28 protein-coding genes are annotated in these 23,566 nt (G+C 69.6%); 20 read left to right on the forward strand and 8 right to left on the reverse strand.

Features of this window, described 5'->3' with window-relative positions:
- Position 1: 1 nt before the first annotated feature.
- Entirely contained in the window at positions 2-2,137 is a 2,136-nt protein-coding gene (locus VGS97_RS02675; protein ID WP_326851549.1) for a transglycosylase domain-containing protein, read from the reverse strand.
- A gap of 335 nt (positions 2,138-2,472) precedes the next feature.
- Between VGS97_RS02675 and VGS97_RS02680 the strand changes: the two genes are divergently transcribed.
- A complete protein-coding gene (locus tag VGS97_RS02680; RefSeq protein ID WP_414641626.1) occupies positions 2,473-3,462 on the forward strand; it encodes a LacI family DNA-binding transcriptional regulator in 990 nt (329 codons plus the stop codon).
- 43 nt (positions 3,463-3,505) lie between these two features.
- Here VGS97_RS02680 and VGS97_RS02685 read toward each other — a convergent pair whose 3' ends face one another.
- The gene (locus tag VGS97_RS02685; protein ID WP_326851551.1) at positions 3,506-4,480 is read right to left on the reverse strand and encodes a cation diffusion facilitator family transporter; all 975 of its coding nucleotides are present in this window, start codon (positions 4,478-4,480) and stop codon (positions 3,506-3,508) included.
- Between the two features lie 223 nt (positions 4,481-4,703).
- Between VGS97_RS02685 and VGS97_RS02690 the strand changes: the two genes are divergently transcribed.
- From VGS97_RS02690 to VGS97_RS02710, 5 genes are all read left to right on the forward strand, one after another.
- Positions 4,704-5,543, forward strand: a complete 840-nt coding sequence (locus VGS97_RS02690) for a ZIP family metal transporter (RefSeq protein WP_326851552.1) — start codon at positions 4,704-4,706, stop codon at positions 5,541-5,543.
- Between the two features lie 138 nt (positions 5,544-5,681).
- Positions 5,682-7,109 carry a condensation domain-containing protein gene (locus VGS97_RS02695; RefSeq protein WP_326851553.1) on the forward strand — a complete coding sequence of 476 codons (1,428 nt, stop codon included), beginning with the start codon at positions 5,682-5,684 and terminating at the stop codon, positions 7,107-7,109.
- Positions 7,110-7,251: 142 nt separating this feature from the next.
- The gene (locus tag VGS97_RS02700; protein WP_326851554.1) at positions 7,252-7,878 is read left to right on the forward strand and encodes a DUF998 domain-containing protein; all 627 of its coding nucleotides are present in this window, start codon (positions 7,252-7,254) and stop codon (positions 7,876-7,878) included.
- 244 nt (positions 7,879-8,122) lie between these two features.
- The gene (locus VGS97_RS02705) at positions 8,123-9,097 is read left to right on the forward strand and encodes a beta-ketoacyl-ACP synthase III (RefSeq protein WP_326851555.1); all 975 of its coding nucleotides are present in this window, start codon (positions 8,123-8,125) and stop codon (positions 9,095-9,097) included.
- Complete coding sequence (locus VGS97_RS02710; protein WP_326851556.1) at positions 9,094-9,999, forward strand: alpha/beta fold hydrolase; 906 nt, start codon at positions 9,094-9,096, stop codon at positions 9,997-9,999. The genes VGS97_RS02705 and VGS97_RS02710 overlap by 4 nt, the downstream gene beginning before the upstream one ends.
- Here VGS97_RS02710 and VGS97_RS02715 read toward each other — a convergent pair.
- Positions 9,971-10,465, reverse strand: a complete 495-nt coding sequence (locus tag VGS97_RS02715; protein WP_326851557.1) for a PPOX class F420-dependent oxidoreductase — start codon at positions 10,463-10,465, stop codon at positions 9,971-9,973. The genes VGS97_RS02710 and VGS97_RS02715 overlap by 29 nt on opposite strands.
- A 126-nt stretch (positions 10,466-10,591) precedes the next feature.
- Positions 10,592-11,251 (reverse strand): pyridoxamine 5'-phosphate oxidase family protein, encoded by a 660-nt coding sequence (locus tag VGS97_RS02720; protein WP_326851558.1) that lies wholly within the window; start codon positions 11,249-11,251, stop codon positions 10,592-10,594.
- A gap of 39 nt (positions 11,252-11,290) precedes the next feature.
- On the opposite strand from VGS97_RS02720, the gene VGS97_RS02725 reads away from it, so the two are divergent.
- Positions 11,291-12,634 carry an aminotransferase class I/II-fold pyridoxal phosphate-dependent enzyme gene (locus tag VGS97_RS02725; RefSeq protein WP_326851559.1) on the forward strand — a complete coding sequence of 448 codons (1,344 nt, stop codon included), beginning with the start codon at positions 11,291-11,293 and terminating at the stop codon, positions 12,632-12,634.
- Positions 12,635-12,646: 12 nt separating this feature from the next.
- On the opposite strand, the gene VGS97_RS02730 is transcribed toward VGS97_RS02725, so the two are convergent.
- The gene (locus VGS97_RS02730) at positions 12,647-13,327 is read right to left on the reverse strand and encodes a lysophospholipid acyltransferase family protein (protein ID WP_326851560.1); all 681 of its coding nucleotides are present in this window, start codon (positions 13,325-13,327) and stop codon (positions 12,647-12,649) included.
- Positions 13,328-13,541: 214 nt separating this feature from the next.
- Between VGS97_RS02730 and VGS97_RS02735 the strand changes: the two genes are divergently transcribed.
- On the forward strand, positions 13,542-14,285 hold the full coding sequence (locus VGS97_RS02735) for a class I SAM-dependent methyltransferase (RefSeq protein ID WP_326851561.1): 744 nt from the start codon (positions 13,542-13,544) through the stop codon (positions 14,283-14,285).
- A gap of 9 nt (positions 14,286-14,294) precedes the next feature.
- Here VGS97_RS02735 and VGS97_RS02740 read toward each other — a convergent pair whose 3' ends face one another.
- Together VGS97_RS02740 and VGS97_RS02745 are read right to left on the reverse strand one after the other, a co-directional pair.
- Positions 14,295-15,077: a SanA/YdcF family protein gene (locus VGS97_RS02740; protein WP_326851563.1), complete on the reverse strand. Its 783-nt coding sequence runs from the start codon at positions 15,075-15,077 to the stop codon at positions 14,295-14,297.
- Positions 15,078-15,258: 181 nt separating this feature from the next.
- Positions 15,259-15,816, reverse strand: coding sequence for a MerR family transcriptional regulator (locus VGS97_RS02745; protein WP_326851564.1), 558 nt, complete (start codon positions 15,814-15,816; stop codon positions 15,259-15,261).
- 939 nt (positions 15,817-16,755) lie between these two features.
- On the opposite strand from VGS97_RS02745, the gene VGS97_RS02750 reads away from it, so the two are divergent.
- The gene (locus tag VGS97_RS02750) at positions 16,756-16,986 is read left to right on the forward strand and encodes a hypothetical protein (RefSeq protein WP_326851565.1); all 231 of its coding nucleotides are present in this window, start codon (positions 16,756-16,758) and stop codon (positions 16,984-16,986) included.
- 14 nt (positions 16,987-17,000) lie between these two features.
- Here the strand turns inward: VGS97_RS02750 and VGS97_RS02755 are convergent, their stop codons facing one another.
- Positions 17,001-17,432: a hypothetical protein gene (locus VGS97_RS02755; RefSeq protein ID WP_326851566.1), complete on the reverse strand. Its 432-nt coding sequence runs from the start codon at positions 17,430-17,432 to the stop codon at positions 17,001-17,003.
- Positions 17,433-17,574: 142 nt separating this feature from the next.
- On the opposite strand from VGS97_RS02755, the gene VGS97_RS02760 reads away from it, so the two are divergent.
- The 11 genes from VGS97_RS02760 to VGS97_RS02810 form a co-directional block, all read left to right on the forward strand.
- Positions 17,575-17,853, forward strand: coding sequence for a helix-turn-helix domain-containing protein (locus VGS97_RS02760; protein WP_326851567.1), 279 nt, complete (start codon positions 17,575-17,577; stop codon positions 17,851-17,853).
- Complete coding sequence (locus tag VGS97_RS02765; protein WP_326851569.1) at positions 17,850-18,641, forward strand: phage antirepressor; 792 nt, start codon at positions 17,850-17,852, stop codon at positions 18,639-18,641. Before VGS97_RS02760 ends, VGS97_RS02765 begins: the two co-directional genes overlap by 4 nt.
- Positions 18,638-18,853, forward strand: a complete 216-nt coding sequence (locus VGS97_RS02770; RefSeq protein WP_326851570.1) for a hypothetical protein — start codon at positions 18,638-18,640, stop codon at positions 18,851-18,853. Before VGS97_RS02765 ends, VGS97_RS02770 begins: the two co-directional genes overlap by 4 nt.
- Positions 18,854-18,928: 75 nt before the next feature.
- Positions 18,929-19,858 carry a hypothetical protein gene (locus VGS97_RS02775; RefSeq protein ID WP_326851571.1) on the forward strand — a complete coding sequence of 310 codons (930 nt, stop codon included), beginning with the start codon at positions 18,929-18,931 and terminating at the stop codon, positions 19,856-19,858.
- A complete protein-coding gene (locus tag VGS97_RS02780; RefSeq protein WP_326851572.1) occupies positions 19,855-20,229 on the forward strand; it encodes a hypothetical protein in 375 nt (124 codons plus the stop codon). Before VGS97_RS02775 ends, VGS97_RS02780 begins: the two co-directional genes overlap by 4 nt.
- Positions 20,226-20,393 carry a hypothetical protein gene (locus VGS97_RS02785; RefSeq protein ID WP_326851573.1) on the forward strand — a complete coding sequence of 56 codons (168 nt, stop codon included), beginning with the start codon at positions 20,226-20,228 and terminating at the stop codon, positions 20,391-20,393. Before VGS97_RS02780 ends, VGS97_RS02785 begins: the two co-directional genes overlap by 4 nt.
- Positions 20,390-20,680, forward strand: a complete 291-nt coding sequence (locus VGS97_RS02790) for a hypothetical protein (RefSeq protein ID WP_326851574.1) — start codon at positions 20,390-20,392, stop codon at positions 20,678-20,680. Before VGS97_RS02785 ends, VGS97_RS02790 begins: the two co-directional genes overlap by 4 nt.
- On the forward strand, positions 20,677-21,039 hold the full coding sequence (locus VGS97_RS02795; protein ID WP_326851575.1) for a hypothetical protein: 363 nt from the start codon (positions 20,677-20,679) through the stop codon (positions 21,037-21,039). The genes VGS97_RS02790 and VGS97_RS02795 overlap by 4 nt, the downstream gene beginning before the upstream one ends.
- Positions 21,032-22,399 (forward strand): AAA family ATPase, encoded by a 1,368-nt coding sequence (locus tag VGS97_RS02800; RefSeq protein WP_326851576.1) that lies wholly within the window; start codon positions 21,032-21,034, stop codon positions 22,397-22,399. Before VGS97_RS02795 ends, VGS97_RS02800 begins: the two co-directional genes overlap by 8 nt.
- Positions 22,399-22,767: a hypothetical protein gene (locus tag VGS97_RS02805; protein WP_326851577.1), complete on the forward strand. Its 369-nt coding sequence runs from the start codon at positions 22,399-22,401 to the stop codon at positions 22,765-22,767. Before VGS97_RS02800 ends, VGS97_RS02805 begins: the two co-directional genes overlap by 1 nt.
- A gap of 192 nt (positions 22,768-22,959) precedes the next feature.
- Positions 22,960-23,566: hypothetical protein (locus tag VGS97_RS02810; protein ID WP_326851578.1), on the forward strand; the 607-nt coding region annotated here is incomplete at its 3' end.

Genomic DNA, 23,566 nt, shown 5'->3' on the forward strand with positions numbered 1-23,566 from the left:
GTCACTCGGGCTCGGGCGGGAAGCCGTGCGGCGCGGTGAAGTTCTCCGCTGGGTCGCCGGCGGTCGCGGCGCTCATCGCGTCGTGCCAGATCGGCGCGGAGATCGTCGCTCCGAAGATCTGACCGTAGTAGAACTGGCCGCCGACCGACATGTTGCCCATGTAGTCGCCCTTGAGCGTGTCCGGGCGGATGAACCCGGTCCACACCGCCGTCGCCAGCTGCGGCGTGTACCCGTCGAACCAGGTCGCGATGGAGCTGTTGGTCGTTCCGGTCTTGCCCGCGGAGGGCCGGTCGAGGCCGAGCCCGTCGGCGGTCGCGCCGGGTTGGGTGAGCACGCCGCGCAGTATCGCGGTCAGCTCGTTGGCGATGTTCGGGTCGAGCACGGCACGGCAGCTCGGGTGCTGCGCCGGGTCCTGCCGTCCGGCGGCGTCGGTGATGCCGGCGATGACGTAAGGCGCACAGTACGTGCCCTGCGCGGCGATGGTCGCGTACGCCTCGGCCATCTCGATCGGGGTGATCAGGTTGGTGCCCAGGGTGAAGGAGGCGAACTGGCCGAGCGGCTTGCCGGTGCCGTTGTCGTTGTCCAGTGTCACGCCCATCGACGCCGCTATCTGAGCGGGCTTGCACAGCCCGGTCTGCGTTTCGAGGGTCAGGAAGTAGGTGTTGACGGAGAACCAGAAGGCCTGGTCCAGCGGGCCGGTGAAGCCGTTGCCGTCGTCGTTGTTCGGGTTGTAGTCCGGCGGCCACATGACCACATGGGTACCGTTGCCCGGGCAGGCCGCGAGCAGGTCACCGGCGTCGCTCATCGGGCTCGGCACGCTCATCACCTGGCTGGGGTCGCGGCCGTTCTCCAGCGCGGCGAGCCCGACGAAGATCTTGAACGACGAGCCCGCCTGGTAGCCGCCGCTGCCGTTGTGCGCGGGGTCCGCGGCCAGGTCCAGATAGGTCTCGCCCTCGTTGTTGCCCATCGGCTTGGACTGCGCGATCGCCTTGATCTGCCCGGTGCCCGGCTGGACCATCGCCAGCGCGGAGGCGACCTTGTCGGTGGAGTACGTGTGCGTGGATATCGCCTTGTCGGCGGCCTTCTCGTCCTTCGCGCTGAAGGTGGTGTGGATGGTCAGGCCGCCCATGTCCCACAGCGCGATCCGGTCGGCCTGGGTGGCGCCGTAGGCCGGGTCGTTGATGAAGGTCTGATACACGTAGTTGCACTCGAACGCGGCCGAACCCGGCGCGGTTATGCAGCCGTGCCGCGGGCTGGTCGGCTTCAGGCCGAGCGGCGTCTTCTGGTACTGCGCGGCCTGCTGCGCCGTCAGGTAGCCCAGCGTCGGGCTGGACATGTCCTGGAGCACGATGTTGCGCCGGGCCAGCGCCTGCGCCGGATTCTGGAAGGGGTCGTACTCGCTCGGGCTGTTCACCAGCGCGGCGAGCAGGGCCGCCTGGGTGATCGTCAGCCTGTCCGAGGTGGTGGAGAAGTACCGCTCGGCGGCGGCCTCGACGCCGTACGAGCCGTTGCCGAAGTACACCAGGTTGAGGTAGCGCTCCAGGATCTGGTCCTTCGACAGCGTCTTCTCGACCGCGACGGCGTACTTGAGCTCGGTGATCTTCCGGGTGAACGTGTCGGCGATGGCGGCCTGCCGCTTGACCTTGTCGGTGCCGGCCTCCAGCAACAGCACGTTCTTCACATACTGCTGGGCGATCGTGGAGCCGCCCTGGATGTTGCCGCCGCGCGAGTTGTTCACCAGGGCCCGCACGGTGCCCTTCAGGTCGACGCCGCCGTGCTGGTAGAAGCGGATGTCCTCGATCGCCACCAGCGCGTGCGGCATGTTCTGGCTGATCTGGGACCAGGGTACGACGACGCGGTCGCCGCCGAGGTCGTCGCTCCAGGTGTAGGTGATCAGCGAGCCGTCGTCGGCCAGTATCTTCGAGCGCTGCGGCAGCGCCGGGGTCTCGAAGTCGCTCGGCAGGTCTTCGAAGTGGTCTGACGCGGATTTCGCGGCCAGCCCCACGCTGCCGACCAGCGGGAGCGTCATCCCGGCCAGCATCACCCCGCCGAGGGCGCTGACGACCAGGAAGACCAGCAGGTGGCCGAACAGCCGGCCGAGTCCTCGAACCCCGTCATACTCGGCCCCGTCGCGCATGAGGATCAGCGTACTCGGGTTGCCACGGCCAGCAACCGGTGTACCTCGCATGCCGTAGCGTGCCGCGACCTGCGCGGCGCCGGTCCGGAGCGCTTCGCCCGGAACGTCCCGAAAATCAGGGAACTGGCTTGCGGGCCCGGCCGGCCGGCCATCGCCCTGACGCTGGAATCGACCGATGCTAGCCTGGCCCGACGGCGGTGTGCGCGGTCCGCAAGCGCGCCGGGACGCTCCGGAAGCCCACGCGGGAAGCGCCGCCGGGACGGGTCGAGTCGGCAAGAGCGTGATCGTGAGAGCGAGGAGCCACGGTGTCTGTCGGGGACGAGTCCCGGATCACCATGACCAGCATCGCCCGTGAGGCGGGCGTCTCCGTTCCGACGGTCTCACGCGTGCTCAACCATCGTTCGGACGTGGCGCCGGACACCCGCGAGCGAGTCGAGGAGCTGCTGCGCCGACACGGCTACCGGCGCCGGGCCAGCCGCGCTCAGGAGCCCGCGGGGCTGATCGACCTGGTGTTCAATGATCTCGACAGCCCGTGGGCAGTGGAGATCATCCGCGGCGTCGAGGAAGAAGGGCACGCGGCCTGCGTCGGAACCGTCGTCTCGGCGATCCACCGGCGCCCGACGGCCACCCGGCAGTGGCTGAGGAATCTTCAGGCGCGCAGCACCGACGGGGTGATCCTGGTGACCTCCGACGTGCAGTCCCCGCTGCACGCGGAGCTGCGCCGGCTCGGCCTGCCGGCGGTGGTGATCGACCCGGCCGGGCTGCCGGGGCAGGACGTGCCCACGGTCGGCGCGGCGAACTGGGCCGGAGCGCTGGCCGCCACCGAGCACCTGATCTCGCTCGGGCACCGGCGGATCGGCTTCATCGCCGGCCCGAGCACGCTGGTGTGCAGCCGTACCCGGCTCGACGGCTACCGCGCGGCCCTGGAGGCGGCGATGCTGGGGGTGGACCCGGAGCTGATCATGCCGGGGGACTTCTACCACGAGTCCGGCTTCAAGGGCGCGGAGCAGCTGCTCGGCCTGCGCCGGCCGCCGACCGCGATCTTCGCGTCGAGCGACCAGATGGCGTTCGGCGTGTACGAGGCGGTGCGCCAGCGCGGGCTGCGGGTGCCCGACGACGTGAGCGTCATCGGGTTCGACGACCTGCCCGAAGTGCGCTGGTCCTCGCCGCCCCTGACCACGGTCCGCCAACCGCTGAGCGAAATGGGCGCACTCGCCGCGCGCACGGTGCTGAGGCTGGCCGGCGGCGAGCGCATCGAGAGCATGCGCTTCGAGCTGCCCACGCAGCTCGTGGTGCGCGACAGCTCGGGCCCGGTTCGCGGCTGAGGAGGCCCTCGCGCATCAGCCCTGTACGCCCTATACGACAGCCCTATACGGCGATGTGGTGAGCGAGCGAGCCGTGCGGATCGTCCGCGCCGGTGGGCGTGTGATCGGTGTGCACGGTGGCGGCGATGAGCCTCGGCACGGCATGGATCAGTGCGTGTTCGGCCTTTGCCGCCAGAGCGTGGGCTTGCACGACGGTCAGGTCCGCGTCCACCACGATGTCGGCCTCGGCGCGCAGTGCGTGCCCGATCCAGCGCATGCGCACCGGGCCGAGGCCGCGTACTCCGTCCAGCGTGCGCAGTGCGTCCTCGGCGTGGTCGATCAAGTGCGGATCGACGGCGTCCATCAGGCGGTGATAGACGTGCCGCGCGGCATCTCGCAGTGCCGCGAGGATCGCGACGGTGATCGCCAGGCCGATGATCGGGTCAGCGGCGCGCCAGCCCAGCGCGACCCCGACTGCGCCGAGTAGGACTGCCAGGGACGTGAAGCCGTCGGTGCGTGCGTGCAGGCCGTCGGCGACCAGTGCCGCCGAGCCGATTCTGCGGCCGGTGGCGATGCGGTACCGGGCCACCCACTCGTTGCCGATGAATCCGATCGCTGCCGCCAGCGCGACGGCCCACAGGTGGGTGACATCACGCGGGTGGAGCAACCGATCCACCGCCTCGTATGCGGCAAGGGCGGACGAGGCCGCGATCACCAGCACGACGGCGATCCCGGCCAAGTCCTCGGCTCGTCCGTAGCCGTAGGTGTAGCGGCGGGTGGGCGCGCGCCGGCCGAGCGCGAACGCGAGACCCAGCGGCAGGGCGGTGAGCGCGTCGGCGGCGTTGTGCACGGTGTCGCCCAACAGCGCGACCGAGCCGGAGAGCGTCACAACCGCAGCCTGCGCCGCCGCGGTCAGGCCCAGGACGGTGAGCGAGAGCCACAGCGTTCGCATTCCCTCGCGCGAGCCCTCCATCGCCGAATCGACCTTGTCGGCGGCGTCGTGGCTGTGATTACCGTGGTGACCGTGGTGGCTGCGCATGACCCCACTGTGACACGTGCAGCGTATAAAAGCACGCATTCAGATGGCAGCTGCACAGTGTTCGCAACAGCGATCCACCTGCTGTTCCGAGAGGTGGCGTAAGCGTGCGCCACTGCGCGCCAGTTGCGCGACAGGAACTTGTTAGGTAAACCTAAGTTAGGTTAGCCTTCCCATCGGCACCCCGGACCCTGCCGGGGCCAGGACCGCGAGTGGAGAGTCACGAATGACGTCGTCGCAGATCACGCTGCTCGGGGCGGTGGCCGGGTTCACCATCTACCTGGGCCTGCCGATCGGCCGGCTGCGCTCCCCCGCTCCAGCGCTGCGGGCGCTGCTCAACGCCGTCGCCACCGGAATCCTGGTCTTCCTGCTCTGGGACGTGCTGGCACACGCCTGGGAGCCGATCGACTCGGCGCTGTCGCACCATCGCTACGGCTCGGCGGTCGGCAACGGGTCCGTCTTCTTCGCCTGCTTCGGCGTCGGGCTGGTCTCCCTGGTCTACTTCGAGCGCGCGATCGCCCGCCGCGCCGGGCGGCGGCGCTCCTTCGGGCCGGGGACGGCCTCGGCCGACGAGCTGACCGCCCGGCCCGCCTCGGCCGCGGCCGTCTCGCGCTTCTTCGACCTGGCGATGATGATCGCGGTGGGCATCGGGCTGCACAACTTCGCCGAGGGCCTGGCCATCGGCAACTCCGCCGCGACCGGAGAACTCCAGCTGGCGATCCTGCTGATCATCGGCTTCGGGCTGCACAACGCCACCGAGGGTTTCGGCATCGTGGCGCCGATGGCCGCCGAGGGTCGCCAGCCGAGCTGGGCCAGGCTCGGCCTGCTCGGGCTGGTCGGCGGCGGGCCCACCTTCCTCGGCACGCTCGTGGGCCAGCACGTCGTCGACGACACGCTCTCGATCGGTTTCCTGACCCTGGCGGCCGGCTCGATCCTCTACGTCGTCGTCGAACTGCTCGGCGTCGCCCGCAAGATCGGCCGCAAGGAGCTGACCACCTGGGGGCTGCTGCTCGGCGTGTTCCTCGGCTTCGTCACCGACGCGATCGTCACCGCAGCAGGGGCCTGATCAACAGCGCTCTGATCGACAGCGGCCCGGTCCCCGTCCCACTGGCCCCTCTGGCCTTCCCGCGCACGCGTCCCTACGCTGCCCCCTGGAAATCCCGGCTTCGTAGCAGAGCTCGATGATGCGGAACGGAGAAGGCTGATGGCGGCAGTGCAGGCCGAGGAGACGGCACCGGACGACCAGGGGTACCGCGTCACGCGCAGCGTGACCGTCCCGTTCGCCGGGGAGGGCTCGGGCGAGGGCCCGCTCACCTGGGGACAGCTGGGGACCTGGCGCACGATCCAGAAGCAGCGCTGCTCGCTGGGCGTCGGAGACGCCTCGCCGCTGCCGGCGGGCACGTCGCTGGAGTCCGTGATCATCGGCTTCTCGTTCCTGATCGGCCGGCACCAGTCGCTGCGCACCCGGGTCGGGTTCGACGCGGAGGGCAACGCCAGGCAAGTGCTCTCGGAGCGTGGCGAGATGCCGCTGGAAATCGTCGACGTCAATGACGACGGCGACCCCGCCGCGGTCGGCGCGGCGCTGCGCAGGCGGTACCACGACACAGAGTTCGACTACACCTCGGAATGGCCGATCCGGATGGCCGTCATCCGGCACCGGGGCGCACTCACGCACGTGGTGGCGCTCTACTGCCACCTGGCCACCGACGGCTTCGGGGTCGACGCGATCCTGGGCGACCTGGCGAACCTGGACTTCCGGACCGGCCGGGCCACCGCCCCGCTGAAGACGCAGCAGCCGCTGGAGCAGGCCGGCTGGCAGGCCGGCCCGGCCGGGCGCCGACAGAGCCGGGCCGCGCTGCGCCATTGGGAGCAGGCCCTGCGCACCGTCCCGGCCCGCCGGTTCCCCGAGAGCACCGACCGCGACGAGCCGCGCTTCAGGTACGTGTACTACAACACCCCGGCCACCCACCTGGCCGCGCAGCGGATCGCCGCGCGCACCGGGACCGGCACGTCGCCGGTGCTGCTGGCCGCCTTCGCCGTGGCGCTGGCGCGGGTCACCGGCTGCAACCCGGTCGCCGCGCAGCTGATCGTGAGCAATCGTTTCCGGCCCGGCATGACGAATTTCGTCGGCACGATCAACCAGACCGGGCTGTGCGTGGTCGATCTCGCGGACGCGACCTTCGACGAGGCGGTCCGCCGCGCATGGCGCAGTTCGCTGAGCGCGTATCGGAACGCGTACTACGACCCCTTCGATCTCGACACGCTGTCGGCGCGGATCGGCGAGGAGCGCGGCGAGGAGGTCGACGTGGAGCTCATCTTCAACGACCGCCGCACGGAGGCACAGCGCGAGGTCGCCGATCCCCTGCCGACGACCGACGCGGTACGCGCCGCCCTGCCGAGCACGACGATGCGGTGGGCGGCGCAACTGGAGCGCACCGGGGAACGCTTCGTCTTCCACGTCAACGGCAGGCCGGACACCGTCGACGTCTGGATGTGCATCGACGGCCGCTGCCTGTCGCGGGACGACACCGAGGCGCTCCTGCACGGGTTCGAGACCGCCGCCGTCGAGGCGGCGCTCGACCCCGGCGCCGTCACAGGGATCGAACTCACGCCGGCAGGAGCCCGGCAATAGGCTGACACGTCACGACCACCGGCCCTCGGCCGCACCGGCTCCGCCCGGTCAGCTGATTCAGCACGCTGATCAGGTTTTTCTCACCCTCCGTGAGGGGATAACCACGCGGTGGAGTCGCAGCATTGCGACCGAGGGGGAGTTCATGGGCAACGGCGACCAAGACAGGATCACAGTCCAGCGGCTGCGCTTCGGCATCGGGACCATCGGTGTGCTGCTGCCGCCGGCGCTGCCGATCGGGAACTGGATCTTCGTGCAGGCCGGGCATCACACCGAGATCCTGCCGAGTTCGATGAGCAGCTCGTACTACACCGCAACCCGGAACATCTTCGTCGGCGCCCTGTGCGCCCTCGGAGTGTTCCTGATCGGATACCGCTTCAACAAGCGCGACGACAGATGGAGCACGGCGGCCGGCATTTTCGCCATCGGCGTGGCGACGTTCCCCACGGCGCCGAAGGTGCCGACGACCTCTCAGTCGGTCATCGGATACTTCCATCTGAGCTTCGCGGCGATCCTGCTGGGCAGCCTCGCGGGATTCTGCATCAGCTCATTTCGCGACCCGGCCGACGACAGCCGGCGGACCGCCAACCGCGGCTATCTGACCGCGGGCATCCTGATCATCGCCTTTCTGGTGATCGCCGTCGTCGCGGGCGTCACTCACTGGGGCGACAACTGGAAGCTGACACCGCTGTACGCGTGCGAGGCACTGTCCGTGTGGTCGTTCGGCGGGGCGTGGATCGCCGCGGCGATCGATCGGGGCATGCGTTGGTAGCTGTCGGCCCACGCCGCTGACGCAGGGCCCGGACGTCGGATCAGCACTCGAACAACCATTGCCGGGCGGGCCCGGGAAAGGGAGGCCGGCGCGCCGGCGGGAGCGTGGCTGTAGCGGATCGCCCAACAAACCCCGCGTGGTTTTTGGCGGTGACGGCAACTGCACGCAACGCGCCGGGGCGGCAGAATCGTGACGATCACCCGTCGCGTTCCGCGGCCCCGGCCCGTCCCGAAGGAGCAGCCCGTTGGCCCCCGGCACCCGAATCGTCTCGCTCGGCCACTACCAGCCCGCGAGGGTGGTGACCAACGCGGAGCTGGAGAGTCTCGTCGAGACCAACGACGAGTGGATCCGCAGCCGGGTGGGCATCGAGACCCGGCGGATCGCGGGCCCGGACGAGACTGTGGACGAGATGGCCGCGCAAGCCGCCGAGAAGGCGCTGGCGGCCAGCGGGCTCGGTGCGAACGAGATCGACCTGGTACTCGTGGCCACGTGCACGGGCCTCGACCGCTCGCCCTCGATGTCCGCGCGGGTCGCCGCCCGGCTCGGGCTGTCCGCTCCGGCGCTGCTCGACATCAACGTGGCCTGCGCCGGCTTCACGCACGCGCTCGCCGTCGCCGACCACTCGATCCGGGCGCAGTCGGCGACGAACGCGCTGGTGATAGCCGCGGAGAAGATGAGCGACGTGACCGACTGGACCGACCGCAACACCTGCGTCCTGGTCGGCGACGGCGCCGGCGCGGCTGTGGTGACCGCGAGCGACAAGGCGCAGATCGGCCCGGTGCACTGGGGCTCGGTGCCGCAGATGTCGACCGCGGTACGCATCGAGGTGGGCCGGGCCGCGGACGGGACGCCCGACCGGACCGCGCCGATCTGCTTCGCACAGGACGGGCAGACCGTGTACCGCTGGGCGACGACCCAGCTGCCCGCGATCGCGCGGCGGGCCTGCGAGCGCGGCGGCGTCGCGCCCGAGGACTTGGCCGCCGTGGTCTTCCACCAGGCGAACCTGCGGATCATCGAGCCGCTGGCGGCTCGGCTCGGCGCGGTCAACGCGGTGGTGGCCAGGGACGTGGTCGAGTCCGGCAACACCTCGGCGGCCAGCATCCCGCTCGCGTTCTCGAAGCTGGTCGAGCGCGGCGAGATCCCGTCGGGCGCGCCGGTGCTGCTGTTCGGTTTCGGCGGGAACCTCTCCTACGCCGGACAGGTCGTGCGCTGCCCGTGACTGGCACGCCGCAGACCAATACACCGTGGGCGATACGGCGGATCGACACCGGCAACAGCCTCGTCTTCGACGTGGCGGAGCAGGGCGACCCCGGCGGCCGCGAACTGCTCCTGCTGCACGGCTTCCCGCAGACTCATCGCAGCTACGACGCGGTCGCGGCACGGCTCACGCCGCACGGACTGCGGTTGCTGGCTCCGGATCAGCGCGGCTACTCCCCCGGCGCCCGGCCGACCGAGGTGGCAGCGTACGCGCTCACCGAGTTGGTCGGCGACGCGGTGCGCATCCTGGATGCGTACGGGATCGAGAGCGCCGACGTCGTCGGGCACGACTGGGGCGCGATGGTCGGCTGGGTCCTGGCCGCCACCCGCCCGCAGCGTGTACGCACCCTGACGGCCGTTTCGGTGCCGCATCCGGCGGCGATGGCCGCGGCGGTGGCCGACGAGAGCAGCGGCCAGCGCGAACGTTCGTCGTACATCCAGCTTTTCCGACAGCCGGGTAAGGCCGAGGAACTGCTGCTCGAAGACGAGGCGAAGCGACTGCGTGAAATCTACGAGCCGCTGCCCGACGCTTCCGCCGAGCCACACGTACGAGCCCTGAGTGATCCGGCGGCCCTCACGGCGGCGCTCTCCTGGTACCGCGCGATGCGGCCAAGGGAGGGCGCGCATTCGACGGCAGTCCCGCCGGTAACCGTGCCGACAACCTACGTCTGGTCGAACCGCGACATCGCGATCGGGCGGGCCGCCGCGGAGCTCAGCGCGCGGCACGTGACCGGGCCGTACCGGTTCGTGGAACTGGACGGCATCAGCCACTGGGTCCCCGACCAGGCGCCCGACGCGCTCGCCGACGCGATTCTCGACCGGATCGGCCCGCCTGCTACCCGGCCGCAGGCCCAGAAGCCCTGAGAATGGCGAAACGCAGCAACACGCGCCGGTCACGCACCATCGCGGCGCGGTACTCGCTCCAGTCTGGGTGCTCGCCCCGGAGCGTGCGGTAGTAGTCGACAAGGGCGTCGATCCTGTCCGGACCGTCGGCGAATTCGGCCAAGCCCTCGACCTGGGCCCAGGGCCCGTAGAAGTCGTCGATGAACACGCACAGCGCGACACGCGGATCGCGGCGGGCGTTCTTGGTCTTGGCCCGGTCTTCGGTGACGCTGATGACGATCCGGCCCTCGGCGTCCACACCGGCGGTGACCGGGGACATCTGCGCCTGCCCGTCACGCCGATACGTCGTCAGCACGCCGCGTGAGTTCGCCGCGACGAACTCACGCGCCCTGGCGATCCGCTCAGCCTGGTCGTGCTGCGCTGTGTGATCGTGCTGCACCGGGTGGTTGTGCGGCACTGCCGTGTCGCGCACCGTCTGGTCGCCCACCGCGCTTCCCCTCGTCTTCGCTTCGCCGACAGCCTGTCACCTTCCGTCGCAGTCAACCGGATCAGGCGCGGGCCGATTCCCGCGCCGCGCCGCTGCGCGGCCGAATTCGCTCGCTCGGGTATCCGCTCACCCGCGCGAGTAATCGATCAGATAATCCGGCAGCTTCACTCCCTCGACGAGATCCGCGGCGGGTACCGGCACGCCTGCGGCGAGCTTGAGCGGGATGACCCCGGCCCAGTGCGGCAACTGCTCGTCGCCGGGCTCCTCGGCGAGTTGGTCGCCGCGCACCTTGAGCGAGGCCTCGGCCAACTCGATGGCGACGATCGCGGTCTTCGCCAGTTCCTTGGGTGTGGGCGGCCGGGTGTCCGCCGCGCGCCCACGAGCAACACGGTCGATGAGCGACGCCATCGCCGCGAGCTTCTCCTCGCCGTCGGTCACGATCCGCGCGGTGCCGTGGATCACCACCGAGCGGTACGCCGCCGAGTGGTGCAGCCAGGACCGGGCCAGTACCAAGCAGTCGACCAATGTGATCGTCACACCGACCGGTTCGCCGTCGAGCAGCGAAAACCGGCCACCGGACGAGCCGTGGATGTACAGGACGTCACCGGCGCGAGCGTGCACGGTCGGCAGGACGACCGGCGCTGCGTCCCGGATGAAGCCGACATGGCAGACCAGGGCTTCATCGATGACGGCGTGGACGGCGGCGCGGTCGTAGCTCGCGCGCGAGGCGTACCGAGTCGGGGTGCTCCGGGCGGTCTGCGTGTACGTGCCGGTCGTCTCGCTCACGACTTGCCCCTCAATTTGTCTTAGTACATAATCTAGTTTGTGTTGGAACAAAGCTCCTGGAGTGCAGACTACGAAGTCGCCGGGTCGCGTGCAACCGATATCGCCGCCAGCATCGAGGCGGCGATCACCCACGGCCGGCTCGTTCCCGGCACCCAGCTGCCGCCGGTGCGCGACTTGGCCACGCAGCTCGGCGTCAACGCCAACACCGCCGCGAGCGCCTATCGCCTGCTGCGCGACCGGGGCACGGTCGAGACCCGGGGACGCAACGGCACACAGGTCCGCAACCGTCCGGCGACGAGTCCGGCGAGCCGATCGCTCGCCCTCCCGCTCGGCACCATCGACCTGTCCACCGGCAATCCGGATCCGGCGCTGCTGCCGCACCTGACTCCCCGTCCGGCGACGCGCCCCCATCTGTACGGCGAGCCGATCATCGATCCCGGGCTGCGCCGCCACGCCGAGCGCATCCTCGCCCGGGACGGGGTGGACGCCGAGCACCTCGCCTGCACGTTCGGTTCGCTCGACGGGATCGACCGGCTGCTCGGCGCGCATCTGCGGCCGGGCGACGCGGTCGCGGTCGAGGATCCGGGCTGGGCGCATCTGCTGGATCTTCTGGCCGCCGATCGGCTGACCCCGCTGCCGGTGCCCGTGGACGACGCGGGTCCGGATCCGGCGGCGCTCGCTCAGGCGCTGCGGACGGGCGCGAAGGCGTTCATCGTCACGACACGAGCGCAGAACCCCTACGGCGCGGCGGTGGACGAGGACCGTGCCAGGCAGCTGCGCGCCGCGCTGCGCGATTTCCCCGATGTTCTGACTATCGACGACGACCACGGCGCCGATGTCGCGCCCACGGCGCCGCACACCCTCGTCGAAGCAACGCGCCACTGGGCATACTTACGCAGCGCCTCGAAAGCGTACGGACCGGACCTGCGCATCGCACTCATGGCAGCCGACGCGATCACCCACGATCGGGTCGCCGGCAGGCTCCGCCACACCTCACGGCACGTCAGCAGGATCATCCAGGGCACGTGGGCCGACGCGCTCGCCGACCACACGACTCAGCGTCTCGTACGCACCGCGGCAGACCGCTACACGGAACGCCGTAACGAGCTCATTGACGCGTTGGCCGCACGAGACGTGGCGGCACACGGCCGTAGCGGCCTGAACGTGTGGGTGCCGGTTCCCGATGAGAGCGCCGCGCTCAGTGCCCTCCTCGCGGCGGGATTCGCGGCCGCTCCGGGTGCGTGGTTCCGCGTGCGCAGCGGCCCCGGTCTACGCGTCACGACGGCCGCGCTCGAAGCGAGCCAGGCCGACCGCATCGCCGACGCGCTCGCCGCTGTGGTGCACAACGGTCGGGACGCCGACCCGGGCACCGGGTGGAGTTGAGGCCCGGACGCGTTACAGCTCGGCGGGCCGCTCGTTGTAGACCCCGGCATACTCCTGACCGGAGAGCCGCTGGATCTCCTCGATGACCGCATCCGTAATGGCGCGGCGGGCGCGGGAGTTCTCGGCCACCGGCTCACCCGGCACGTCGAGCTTCACCGGGTCGATCGGCTCGCCGAAGCTGACCGTGACCGGCACCACCTTCGGGAACTTCGCCCCGACCGGCAGTACCCGCTCGGTACCGCGGACACCGACCGGGACGATCGGCGCCCCGGACTTGAGCGCCAGCCAGCCGACGCCGACCCTGCCCCGGTACAGCCGCCCGTCCAGCGAACGGGTGCCCTCGGGGTAGAGCGCGAACACGCCGCCGGAATTGATCACCGACAGAGCCTGGTCGAGCGAGTCCTTCGCCGCGCGGTGATCGCCGCGGCGGACCGGGATCGCGCCGATCGCCGTGAAGAAGGACCTCATCAACCGCCCCTTGAGGCCTCTGCCCTCGAAGTACTCCGCCTTCGCGATGAACACGACCCGGCGCGGCGCCACCATCGGGATGATCAGCGAGTCGACGAAGGAGAGATGGTTGGAGGCGAGGATCACCGGCCCGCGCTGCGGAATGTTCTCCCGGCCCTCGACCCTCGGCCGCCAGATGATCAGCGTCAAACGGGTCGTCAGAGCCTTCAGTACAACGTAGAACACGCCATGCCTTTCGCAGTTCGGCCTAGGCCGTCGTCCGCGCCCTCGACGATCGGCCGGTATGGAGAATACGGCCTCGCCTCGATCGGGTGACACCTGCCCGACACGCCCGGCGCGTGCGCCTGTCTGGATGGAACAGCACTTGACTGCAAGTGTGCGACCACCAGTCCCGGCAAACCCCCCGAACGCGTCGATTACTCCAACCGGCGCAACCGTCGTGCTGCCGGTCCAACCGGTTCATCCCTCGCGGCTCCCGCGCGATCAGCCGCCGCTCGGGGCGGACGGCCGCCCGGCCACCCGCTGGAGCGATCCGCGGATCGCGGCCACCTACGCGAACCGCGACGACGAGGCCGAGCGCGACACCGTCTGGCCCGTGCTGGAGGCCGCCGCACGACCGGCTCAGTCACGGCGCGTCTCGGGGCGCCCGGACGGCTCTGTACTGGAACTCGGCTGCGGCCCGGGCGCCCTCGCGCAGCGTCTGGCCGACCGGCACTGGCTGCGCGTCTACGCGTTCGACGTCTCCCCTGCGATGCACCGCCTCGGCGCCGGCCGATTCCGTGACGCGTGGGTCGTGCGCACGCTCCCGGATTCGCGTGGGCGGATTCCGCTGCGCCGCGCGCAGTGCACGGCAGCCGTCGCACAACGCGTGCTGCTCCATCTGGCGCACCCGTACCTGATTGTCGGACTGCTGGCGGACACGCGACGAGTGCTGCGTCCAGGTGCGCCGCTCGCCGTCGTGGAAAGGGACACGAACCTCGGGCCGCCGGATCCCGACTGGGAAGGAGCGCCGTACACGGAGCACTACCGACTGCACAGCGGCGCGACGCTGCCGACGACGGCCTGGTGGCACTCCCCCGCGACGATCGTCAGCTGTCTGACAACCGCCGGCTTCGCGGTCGAGGAGATCAGCTCATTGCAGGCCGTGGATCCTCTGCTGCTGTATCGCGCAAAGGCGGCGTGACCCACACCGCTAACCGGCGGCACGCAGCGCGTCGGCGATACCGGTCTCCCGCCGGCCGAGGAACGTCGGATTCGGCCTGAACGCCGCCTGGTACATGCCGCTCATCCCGGCGAGGACCTCCCGTGAAGTGTCCCGCAGATACTCCTGGTGCCCGAGCGCCCATGCGACATCTCCGTCGCCGACCCCGTACGTCTCGATCCCGGCGGCGCGGCACAGATACACGGCACGCGGGACGTGGAAGGACTGGCTCACCACGATCGCGTGATCGACGCCGAACACGCGTTTGGCCCGGTCGCAGGTCTCCCAGCTGTCGAAGCCGGCGTAGTCGAGCACGATCAGGTCAGCGGGAACGCCGTGTGCCTGAAGGTAGTCGCGCATGGCCTTCGGCTCGTTGTAGTCCGGACTGGAGTTGTCACCGGATACGAGGAAAACCTTGATCTTGTGCGCTTTCCACAGCGCGATGGCAACGTCGAGCCGTGAGGCGAGATAGGCGCTCGGGGTGTCCCCGTAGACCTCGGCGCCGAAGACGATCCCGACCGGCTCGGCCGGGACGGTCGAGACGGAACGCACATACGCGTCGGTGCTGAGCCGAACGAAGGACACGGGCAGAAAGAACAGCACTGTGGCTATCGACAAAGCCTGATAGGCGCGACGCAATCGCCGTCGCCGGCTCGTCGTGACGTACACCGCCGGCTGTTCGCCCGGTTGTTCGTCCAGTTGCTTCTCCGGCTGTTCGTCCGATTGTGGCGAGCCGTCCGTCTGCACGCCGCCCGCGCCCGCATCCTGAGTCATCCGCGTCCCGCCTCCCCGCGCTCCCGCCGCCACCACCGGCGATCAGTCATGAGGACTACGCGCAACGCAGAGCGGGTTCCCTGCGGCAGGGCCGTTCAGGAATCAGACTGTGCAGAATCAGGCCGTTCAGGAATCAGACCGCGCAGGGCTCACACCGCGCAGGATTCACACTGTGCAGGACTCACACCGCACGGGAACGGCGACGCAGCGCCAGTTCGTCGACGACGCCGTGGCCGAGCACGGCACCGGACGGCTCGGTGGTCGCGCCGTCCACCGGCTCGCCCGGCAGTTGGGAGAGCACCGTCTCGACCTCACGCCAGACCGCGCCGACCGAGATGCCGAAGACGCCCTGCCCGGCGTGCACGAGTTCGACCACTTCCTCGGCGGAGGTGCACTCGTAGACGGTCGCGCCGTCACTCATCAGCGTGATGCCCGCGAGTTGCGCGCTGGTGCGCGAGTGGACGTGCGCCACGGCCGCGCGGATGTTGTGCAGCGACACGCCGGTGTCGAGCAGCCGTTTGACGATCTTGAGGATCAAGATGTCGCGGAAGTTGTACAGCCGCCCGGCCCCGGAACCCGCCGCGGGGGTGAGCGAGGGGCGCACGAGGTCGGTACGTGCCCAGTAATCCAGCTGCCGGTAGGTGATCCCGGCCGCGGCGCACGCCACGGTGCCCCGATACCCGAAGGACTCGAACGGGTCGGGCGCAGCGTCCCGCGTGCCATTGGCAATCGCGTTCACGCCGACCTCCGTTCCGCTCGCCGTGCAAACCGCAAACCGTGCCACCTGTCAAGACCGTGCAACCTGCACATCGTGCCGACCGCTCGCCGTCCGCCGCGGCCGCGTGGGTTCCGCGCGCCGACCCGGACCGGGGATCCTCCCCTGTCTGTTGTCTTCCCATCCCGAGCCGGTGCGGCAAACCCTCCGTACCGGTGACTGCACCTGGCCGACCAGCCGAACCGGCACGTTCCATGCCGCCATATGGCCGACCCCCGCCAACCCCACATCCGAGCAGGCGTAGCGCCGACTCCAACCGATCCCACGCTTCCCAAGCGGGCTCTGCCGACCGTACGCAGTCGCCCTGCCGACGTCAACGACCGCCGCGCACGCCACGCCGGAGCGCCGAAATCACGCCCAACGGATCAGGCCTCGAAATCCTCCGGCGAGATCTGGTCGAGGAACTCGCGAAGTCTCCGGGCGATTCTCCTGTAGTTCGCTGGTGAAGGAGCCTAGCAGGTCATCCTCCTGTGGTGCCGAATCTCCTTGACTAGAGGCACGCATTCAGCGCAGCCGGACACACTCATGATGTCAATTCTATGAGGTACCTGGAGAGGACAGCAGCAGCGGGGACTCGGCGTCAGGCCGTGAGGCGGGCTCGCCGCATAGACAGCGGTGGCCGCGTGCACGGCGGCTGGCGGCTCGGGATGGGCGTGACGTCGGTGGCGCGTTAGCGGGTCGGTGCGGGCGTTGGACGAGGCGCGTCGGTTGAACCTGCGGGATGTGTAGTCCGCAGGGGTTGATGCGTTTCGTGACTGTTTGTTGTATTCGTGTGGCTAGTGTGGCAAATTCTGGCACTTAAAATAAGTGCTACGGATAGATCTGCTTCTAGGCGTCTGCCATAGTTGTGACTCTACGTAAGGGTCTTGATGAACCTGACGGGGCGTCAGAAGGGTGGCGGGCGTGGACGATTACGTCCATTGGAGAGCCCAGGCGCGGGAATGGGCCACAGCTGTTCGCGATGATGCGGACGAGTGGTTGCGCGATCTTGAGGGGGCCGGATCCGGCGCGGACATAATACCCCGGCAGCGGCGTGGGCTTGTCCTGATCAACGGTGGCCTGAGTCTAAACGGCCAGCACGAACCCGACCGAGGCGAGCGCTGGGAGGACCTGGCGCTGATCGAGCTCTGGTAGTGCGTGGCATTCGATCATGCTGTTCCGCGCTCTTTCTCCTGCTGGTCCAGCTGGTCCAGGTGCGCTAAGAAGCGGTCGGCGGCATCGCGGACCCGGCGAACGTGCTCGATCGCACCCAGACGTTCGGCCTCGGCCGGGTCTACTTCGGGGGGGATCCACTCGTTGATCACTGCATCGACCGGGTCTTCTTCGGCGGGCAGCCACTGGTTGATCGCCGCCCGGCGCACACGCTCGTACGGCACACGGAGGGCTGCGGCAACGCCGCGTAGATGGTACTCGTAGGGCATCCGATCGAGTTTGCCGCTGATGGTGTCGATGAAGACTGAGCGTGAGGCAGTCTTGCCGGTCACTGGATCGATGGCTCGCGCCTCAAGCTCCCGGTACGTGGCGCCGTTGTCTAACGCTTCCCGGATCATGTCGCGCAGCGTGGATGTGCTGGCGGGCATGGTCACTCTCCCTAGCCGTGGCTTTCCTGGACACATTGTCTGCGTTTGATGACGCACGCGCCAGGGCGCAGGTTGGCATTGGTTGACGTTCCGTCGTGCGATGGGTAGCGTCAGTGTTAGCAAACGCAAACGAGGAGAATGAATGCGCCCCCGCAACCCGCTAGAGGTCCGTGACCGCGAAGCGCTGAAGCTGCGGATCGAAAACACGCCGCGCGTCACGAAGCACAGCGTCCGCAGCCTCGCCGAAGTGGCTGGCGTAAGCCACTCCACCATCGGCGATCTGCTCACGGGCAGGAAAAAGCGTGTGACGGCGGCCCTGGCGCAGCGCCTCTCGGCGGCTCTTGGCGCACCCATGGATGATCTTTTTATGCCCGCGACGGCAGAGTTTGCTAACGCTGACAAGCGAGGAGGTGAGCAGTGACCGAGATTCAGCCTTTCGTGTTCCCGTCGACCGGTCAGCCGGTGCGCACGGTCGCCATCGATGACGGGCCGTGGTTCGTCGCTGCGGACGTCTGCGCGGTGCTCGCGCACACCAACACCACCGTCGCGCTCGCAATGGTCGACGATGAGGACAAGCGGAACTTCCGCAGGTCAGAAGCCCTAAACTTCGCAGACACCTTCCCTGACCTGCGCGTTCAGTCGGCCAACCTCGTCAACGAGTCAGGCCTCTACACGCTGATCCTGCGCAGCAACGTGCCCGGCGCCCGCGCCTTCAAGCGCTGGATCACGCACGAAGTGATCCCGGCCATCCGCCGCACCGGCTCCTACGCGGCCGACAAGCCGATGAGCGAGCTGGAGATGGCGCAGCGGTACGTCGCCGCGCTGGAACGCGAGCAGCAACTCACCACGAAGGTCGCCGAGTTGGCGCCATCCGCGCATGCGTGGGACGTCCTGGCCACCGCGACCGGTGACTACTCGGTGCGCGACGCCGCCCAGATCCTGGACCGTGACCCGCTGATCTCCACCGGGCAGAACCGCCTGTTCGCCACCCTGCGCGAACTCGGCTGGGTCGACGACGACGGCCGCCCGTACCAGGCGCAGGTCGACAACGGGCGCCTGGTGCGCCGACCCACCTCGTACACGCACCCGCACACCAACGAGCCCGTGCTCACCTCGCAGGTGCGCATCACCGCGAAGGGGTTACGGGAGCTGCACAAGCGGCTCGGCGGGTTCGGCGCCACAAACGGCCTGGTCGGAGCGCCGGCATGAGCGCCAGCGAATACACCGGCCGGTTCTCCCGTGAGGCGCTTCGTGCCCGTCTCGGTGACGCGGCATTCGAGTACTCCGTGCGCGTGGCTGCCGAAGCGCCACCGCCGAGCGCCCGGCAGATCGAGGCGATCTACCTGATCTTCGCGCCGGTCATGAAGCGGATCGCCGAGCGCGAGGCCGCTGAGGCCAAGCAGGCCATCAAGGCCGCATAAGCGTGCGGCCCACCGGTGCGAACGGTGAGCCGCCTGATCCATCCATCTGAGATCAACAGGAAGAGGACAGATCGAATGAGTCCATTCAAGCGTACGGAGCGGGCGAAGACCAAGCACCGTGCTCGTAGCGCGCGTCCGCGTCCGGAGTCGGAGCAGTTGCGTGGTGGTGAGCTGCCGGTGGGCCGGGTGCCGTTCGTGCAGCTGCTGGGCAGCCCGCAGGCGTTCGGTGCCGGCGTGCCGGTGGAGTTGCAGCCGCAGGACTACGAGTTCCCGCGCGTGCAGCTGCCCGTGTCGCGGCCGGTGGTGACCGCCGGGATGCTGCGGGAGGTCCTGGACCTGGACGACGAGGCCAACCAGGAGCTGTTGTCGGCGATGGCCGAGCTGGAGGCCGACGACGAGCCGACGCAGCCGATCCCGGTGACCGGCACCGTGCTGGACGACGAGCCGCAGCCGGCCCGGCACGTGGGCCTGGCCCCCGCGCACGCCCCGTCGATCCCGGTCCCCATGAATCCGTTCCTGAACGCGCACCCGCCCAAGCACGCCAAGTCGACTGCCTCGTCCGGTTCGGCGTTGCCCGCCCCGCTGACCGACGTGGAACTGTCGCTGCTGGGCCGCCCGGTCCCCGTCGACGCGCCGATCGCCCCGTCCCTCGCTCCCGCACCGCAGTTGTACCAGCCCATCCAGCGTGATCGTGAGCACCCGCTCGTGTTCTCGTGCTTCGACGAGGCGTTCTGGCGTGAGCGGCACGAGGAGATCGCGCGGCTGAACGGCGAGTCGATCCGGCTCGCGCAGCAGGCCGCGCGTACCGCGGTGGCGATGGACGTGCAGTTGGGTCGTACGGAGGCCGCGCACCAACTGCTCGTCAGCCGGGTCGCCGCGGTCGAGTACCGGGGGCAGTTGGCTGAGTCGGTGCGTGCCCTGCCGTGTCCGCTGCCCAAGCGGGTTCCGGGCGCTGCTCTGGCCGCGATCGAGGCGCAGCACGGGGAATTGGCGGTGGCCCGGTGAGCCGCGAACTGGCCTTGTCGCAGTTGACCACGGAGCTCACCGACTTCCTCGGCCTGCCCGCGAACCTGGGGCTGCCGCCGGTGCGCAAGGTCTCCTGCGAGCGCGCTGACAACACGCAGTGGCTGGCCGAGGCGACGCTCGACACCGACTTCGACAGCGCGAAAGCGTGGGAGGCGATCGGTGCGTGGGCCGCGTACAGCGGCGGCCAGGTCGAGTTGGGCGACGCCTATCCGTCGTCGGCGCAGTGTTGGCCGTCGGGGACGCAGCGCACCGCGCGGCTGACGGTGGTCGTCGCGGGCGTGAAGGTCTGCGTGAAGGCGTACCTGGACGGCTCGTTCCCCGCGCCGATGCCTGAGGTGGTGACGGCGTGATCGCCCTGCTGTTTCCTCTGATCGCTGCGTCGGCGACTTACGTGGGTACGCACGAGGCCTGCGACCGGATTGGTGCGCGGCTGCGCCTGGCGCGGCACCGGCGGCTGACCCGCAAGCACGGCCGCATGTTGGAGCGCGCCCGCAATGGTGGTGAGCAGCAGTGAGCGCCACGAGCCTGCCCCCGACCCGTGCCGCGCGGCTGGCCGGCCTGCGCCAACTGCTGGGGCACCTGGACGCGCACCCCGCACTGCCGCTGCCCGCCGTGGTGACGGTTGAAGTGCACGCCGCTACGGACCTGGACGGTTTCGAACAGGTGGCCCGCGCGGCACACCAGCTCGGTGTGAGCGTGACCACCGCGTTGAACGGTACGCAGCGTGCCGCCAAGCGCTTCGGCCCGGCCACTTTTGCCGTCGTCTATCACCCGCAGCACCCCATGGAGGTGAAGCGATGATCCTGTTGACGCACGAGACCGCGGCCGAGCTCCTGTTCGCGGCCGGTCTGATTCCTGCTTCGGTGACCGAGGCCGGGCGCGCGGTGGCAGCCGAGTATCGGCGTCGTCACGGTGATCTCGCCGCGGTGGCTGCGGACATGGCGCAGGACTTCGGCGACCACCCGCAGACCGCTTTGGCGCGGATGCGTCGCTGCCTGGCGATCGCCCCCCTGCGCGTGGAACTGCCCGACAGCTACGGGCCGACGTGGTTGCGCGCTGCCGCGTACGGGTCCGAGCTGGCCGACCGCACGTGTGACGCGCTGCTGGGCGAGAGCGCCGGATTCGACGAGCACGACCCGGAGGTGGCCGACCGTGGCTGACGTTCCCGAGCTGAAGACTCGTAAGCCGACCGGTAAGCCGCCGTGGCCACTGGTCGTGCTCGCCGGGGTTGAGAAGTCCGGCAAGTCTTGGTCGGCGGCCGAGTTCTCTGCGTCCGACCTGATCGACCGCACTTTCTGGTGCGAGATCGGCGAAGGCGCGGCTGATCAGTACGGCATTCTGCCGGGTGCCCGCTACGAGATCTTGGAGCACGACGGCTCTTATGTCGGTATCGGGCGTGCGTTGCGCGCCGCGACGCTGGCGCCGCGCAACGGCAGGCCGCACGCGATCGTTGTGGATGCGGTCAGCACGCTGTGGGACATGCTCTCCGACGAGGCGCAGGCCGCGGCCAACAACCGGGAGAAGCGCAAGCATCCCGACCGGCCGCTGACCGGTGACGTGCAGATCACGATGGATTTGTGGAACATCGCCAAGGCGCGGTGGAACCGGATCATCAACATGCTGCGGGTTTACGACGGCCCCGTGATCCTGATCGCGCGGCTGGAAACGGTGGCCGTGGTCGAGAAGGGCAAGCCCACCGAGTCCAAGGCCCTGAAGATCAAGGGCGAGAAGAACCTGTCATACGAGGCTGACGCGATCGTGCGCATCCCGTCGCCGCGCGAGTACGAGATCACCGGGGTGCGCTCGGTGTTCTGGCAGATGGAGCCCGGCGGGGTGATGCCCGCGCCCGAGTTCACGCTCGACTGGTTGATGCGCAAGCTTGGGCTGGCGGCCGAGGGTGCCACGGCGCCGCGCTCGTACACGGCTCCGGCTCCTGATGGGGCGGATTTCGAGCGTGAGGTGGACCGCCCGATGGAACGGTCGAAGCCGAAGCAGCCGCAGCCGGATCAGGACCCGTGGGCCACTCCCACGTCGGCGGCCTCTGCTCCATCGGCGGTTACTCCGGCCGAGCAGCCTGCGGCCAACCCGGCCGAGGCGCCGAAGGCGAATGCGGCGCTTCTCAAGGCCGTCAACACCGAGGTCGGCAAGCGTGTCGGCAGTAACCGCGAGGACCGTCTCGGCCTGATCGCCGACATCATCGGCCGCCCCATCACTTCCAGCAGCGAGCTGACGGTGGACGAGGCGAAAGCCGTGCTTGCCGCCTTGACCCGCGCCGACGAGCAGAACGCCGCCCCGGCCGGTTCGGACGGCCCGCCGCAAGGCTGGACGGCGGAGATGGCCGACCAGCTCGCTGCGGACTTCCTTGCCGCGTTGCAGGCCACGACGAACGACGCGGCACGTGTGGAGATCGCTGGCCAGATCGCGAAGGCGGTCAAGGCCCGGAAGATCAGCAGCGACGACCGGGACACGCTGCTAGCCGCGTACAACGGCGGATCTCGCCAGCCGGCGGGGGTGGCGTGATGCATAAGTGGGCGGGTGATCCCGCGCGTCGACACCTCGCCGACCAAATCAAGCGGCTCGCGCCCGGCGCCGCAGTGGTGCGGGTGCGTCCGGACGGCAGCGTCAGCTGCTACCGGCCCGACCGCACCGAAATCCACGACCGCGACCGCGCGCACAACAAGCGCATCGGCGAACTGCTGCGCGCCTACTACCGCGCGGTCAACTGGGCGGTCGCGCACGACTACTACCCCGGCGACGGCCGCCTGTGCGCGTCGCCCCGGCCTGGTCAGCGTGGCTGCCAGCCGGCCGCCGACCGCACCTTCGGCAGCGGCCTCGCACCCCTGTACCTGCCCGCGGCGCCGATCCCGAGCGTGGGGCCACCGTCGTGACCTGCTAGATCCCCGCTGCGACGCCGCCCCAACCCCGCCCCGGGGCACGCAGCAGCGGGACCGCCCCGGCCGGCGTGTGGCGCCCCGACCGGGATGGAGACGGGCCGCCCCCGCCAACCCCCGCACGACGGGGGCGGCCCACCCCCAGACCCTCACTTCCCTGACGGACCGAACCGAATCGACAGGACCCTGATGACCACATTCACTCCCGTCCGGGCACTCGACCTGGACGCCCTCATCCTCGCCAGCGGCGGTCACTCCGCCACCGAGGACGAATACTGCCTCCTGGAAGCCGCCGCCTACATGGCCGGCGAGGAATGGACCGACCGGCCGCAGTGCGTCTGCCCCACCCTCGGCGCGTTCGGCCGCAGCCTCAACGACGTGCTGCCCAACGACAAGCGCCAGCAGCTCAAGCCCCTCATTCCCGAGCTGCTGGGCACACGCGACGACGGCCACCGTGAGACGCGTGGCTACATGGCGCTGGACTGGCTGATCCGCACCTACCTGCCGACGTGGCTGTCGGTGACCGAGCGCATCGATCCGGCCGTGGCTGAGCGGATCAGGAACCTGCCGCCGATCGTCGACCTGGAGTCGGCGCGCGTAGCTGGCGAGCTAGTGCGCGACGCGAGGGCGAAGGCGGCCGCCGCTCGGGCCGCCGCTTGGGACGCCGCTGGGGACGCCGCTCAGGCCGCCGCTTGGGCCGCCGCTTGGGCCGCCGCTTGGGCCGCCGCTGGGGACGCCGCTGGGGACGCCGCTGGGGCCGCCGCTGGGGACGCCGCTGGGGACGCCGCTTGGGCCG

The sequence above is a fragment of the Actinocrinis sp. genome, assembly GCF_035946395.1.
In the GTDB taxonomy this organism is placed as follows: Bacteria; Actinomycetota; Actinomycetes; order Streptomycetales; family Catenulisporaceae; genus Actinocrinis.

Bases quoted from the DNA above. Each gene is read 5' to 3' on its own strand.
- VGS97_RS02675 (WP_326851549.1), bottom strand. From the start codon at position 2,137: ATGCGCGACGGGGCCGAGTATGACGGGGTTCGAGGACTCGGCCGGCTG.
- VGS97_RS02680 (WP_414641626.1), top strand. From the start codon at position 2,473: ATGACCAGCATCGCCCGTGAGGCGGGCGTCTCCGTTCCGACGGTCTCA.
- VGS97_RS02685 (WP_326851551.1), bottom strand. From the start codon at position 4,480: ATGCGCAGCCACCACGGTCACCACGGTAATCACAGCCACGACGCCGCC.
- VGS97_RS02690 (WP_326851552.1), top strand. From the start codon at position 4,704: ATGACGTCGTCGCAGATCACGCTGCTCGGGGCGGTGGCCGGGTTCACC.
- VGS97_RS02695 (WP_326851553.1), top strand. From the start codon at position 5,682: ATGGCGGCAGTGCAGGCCGAGGAGACGGCACCGGACGACCAGGGGTAC.
- VGS97_RS02700 (WP_326851554.1), top strand. From the start codon at position 7,252: ATGGGCAACGGCGACCAAGACAGGATCACAGTCCAGCGGCTGCGCTTC.
- VGS97_RS02740 (WP_326851563.1), bottom strand. From the start codon at position 15,077: ATGACTCAGGATGCGGGCGCGGGCGGCGTGCAGACGGACGGCTCGCCA.
- VGS97_RS02755 (WP_326851566.1), bottom strand. From the start codon at position 17,432: ATGCCCGCCAGCACATCCACGCTGCGCGACATGATCCGGGAAGCGTTA.
- VGS97_RS02760 (WP_326851567.1), top strand. From the start codon at position 17,575: ATGCGCCCCCGCAACCCGCTAGAGGTCCGTGACCGCGAAGCGCTGAAG.
- VGS97_RS02770 (WP_326851570.1), top strand. From the start codon at position 18,638: ATGAGCGCCAGCGAATACACCGGCCGGTTCTCCCGTGAGGCGCTTCGT.
- VGS97_RS02775 (WP_326851571.1), top strand. From the start codon at position 18,929: ATGAGTCCATTCAAGCGTACGGAGCGGGCGAAGACCAAGCACCGTGCT.
- VGS97_RS02795 (WP_326851575.1), top strand. From the start codon at position 20,677: ATGATCCTGTTGACGCACGAGACCGCGGCCGAGCTCCTGTTCGCGGCC.
- VGS97_RS02805 (WP_326851577.1), top strand. From the start codon at position 22,399: ATGCATAAGTGGGCGGGTGATCCCGCGCGTCGACACCTCGCCGACCAA.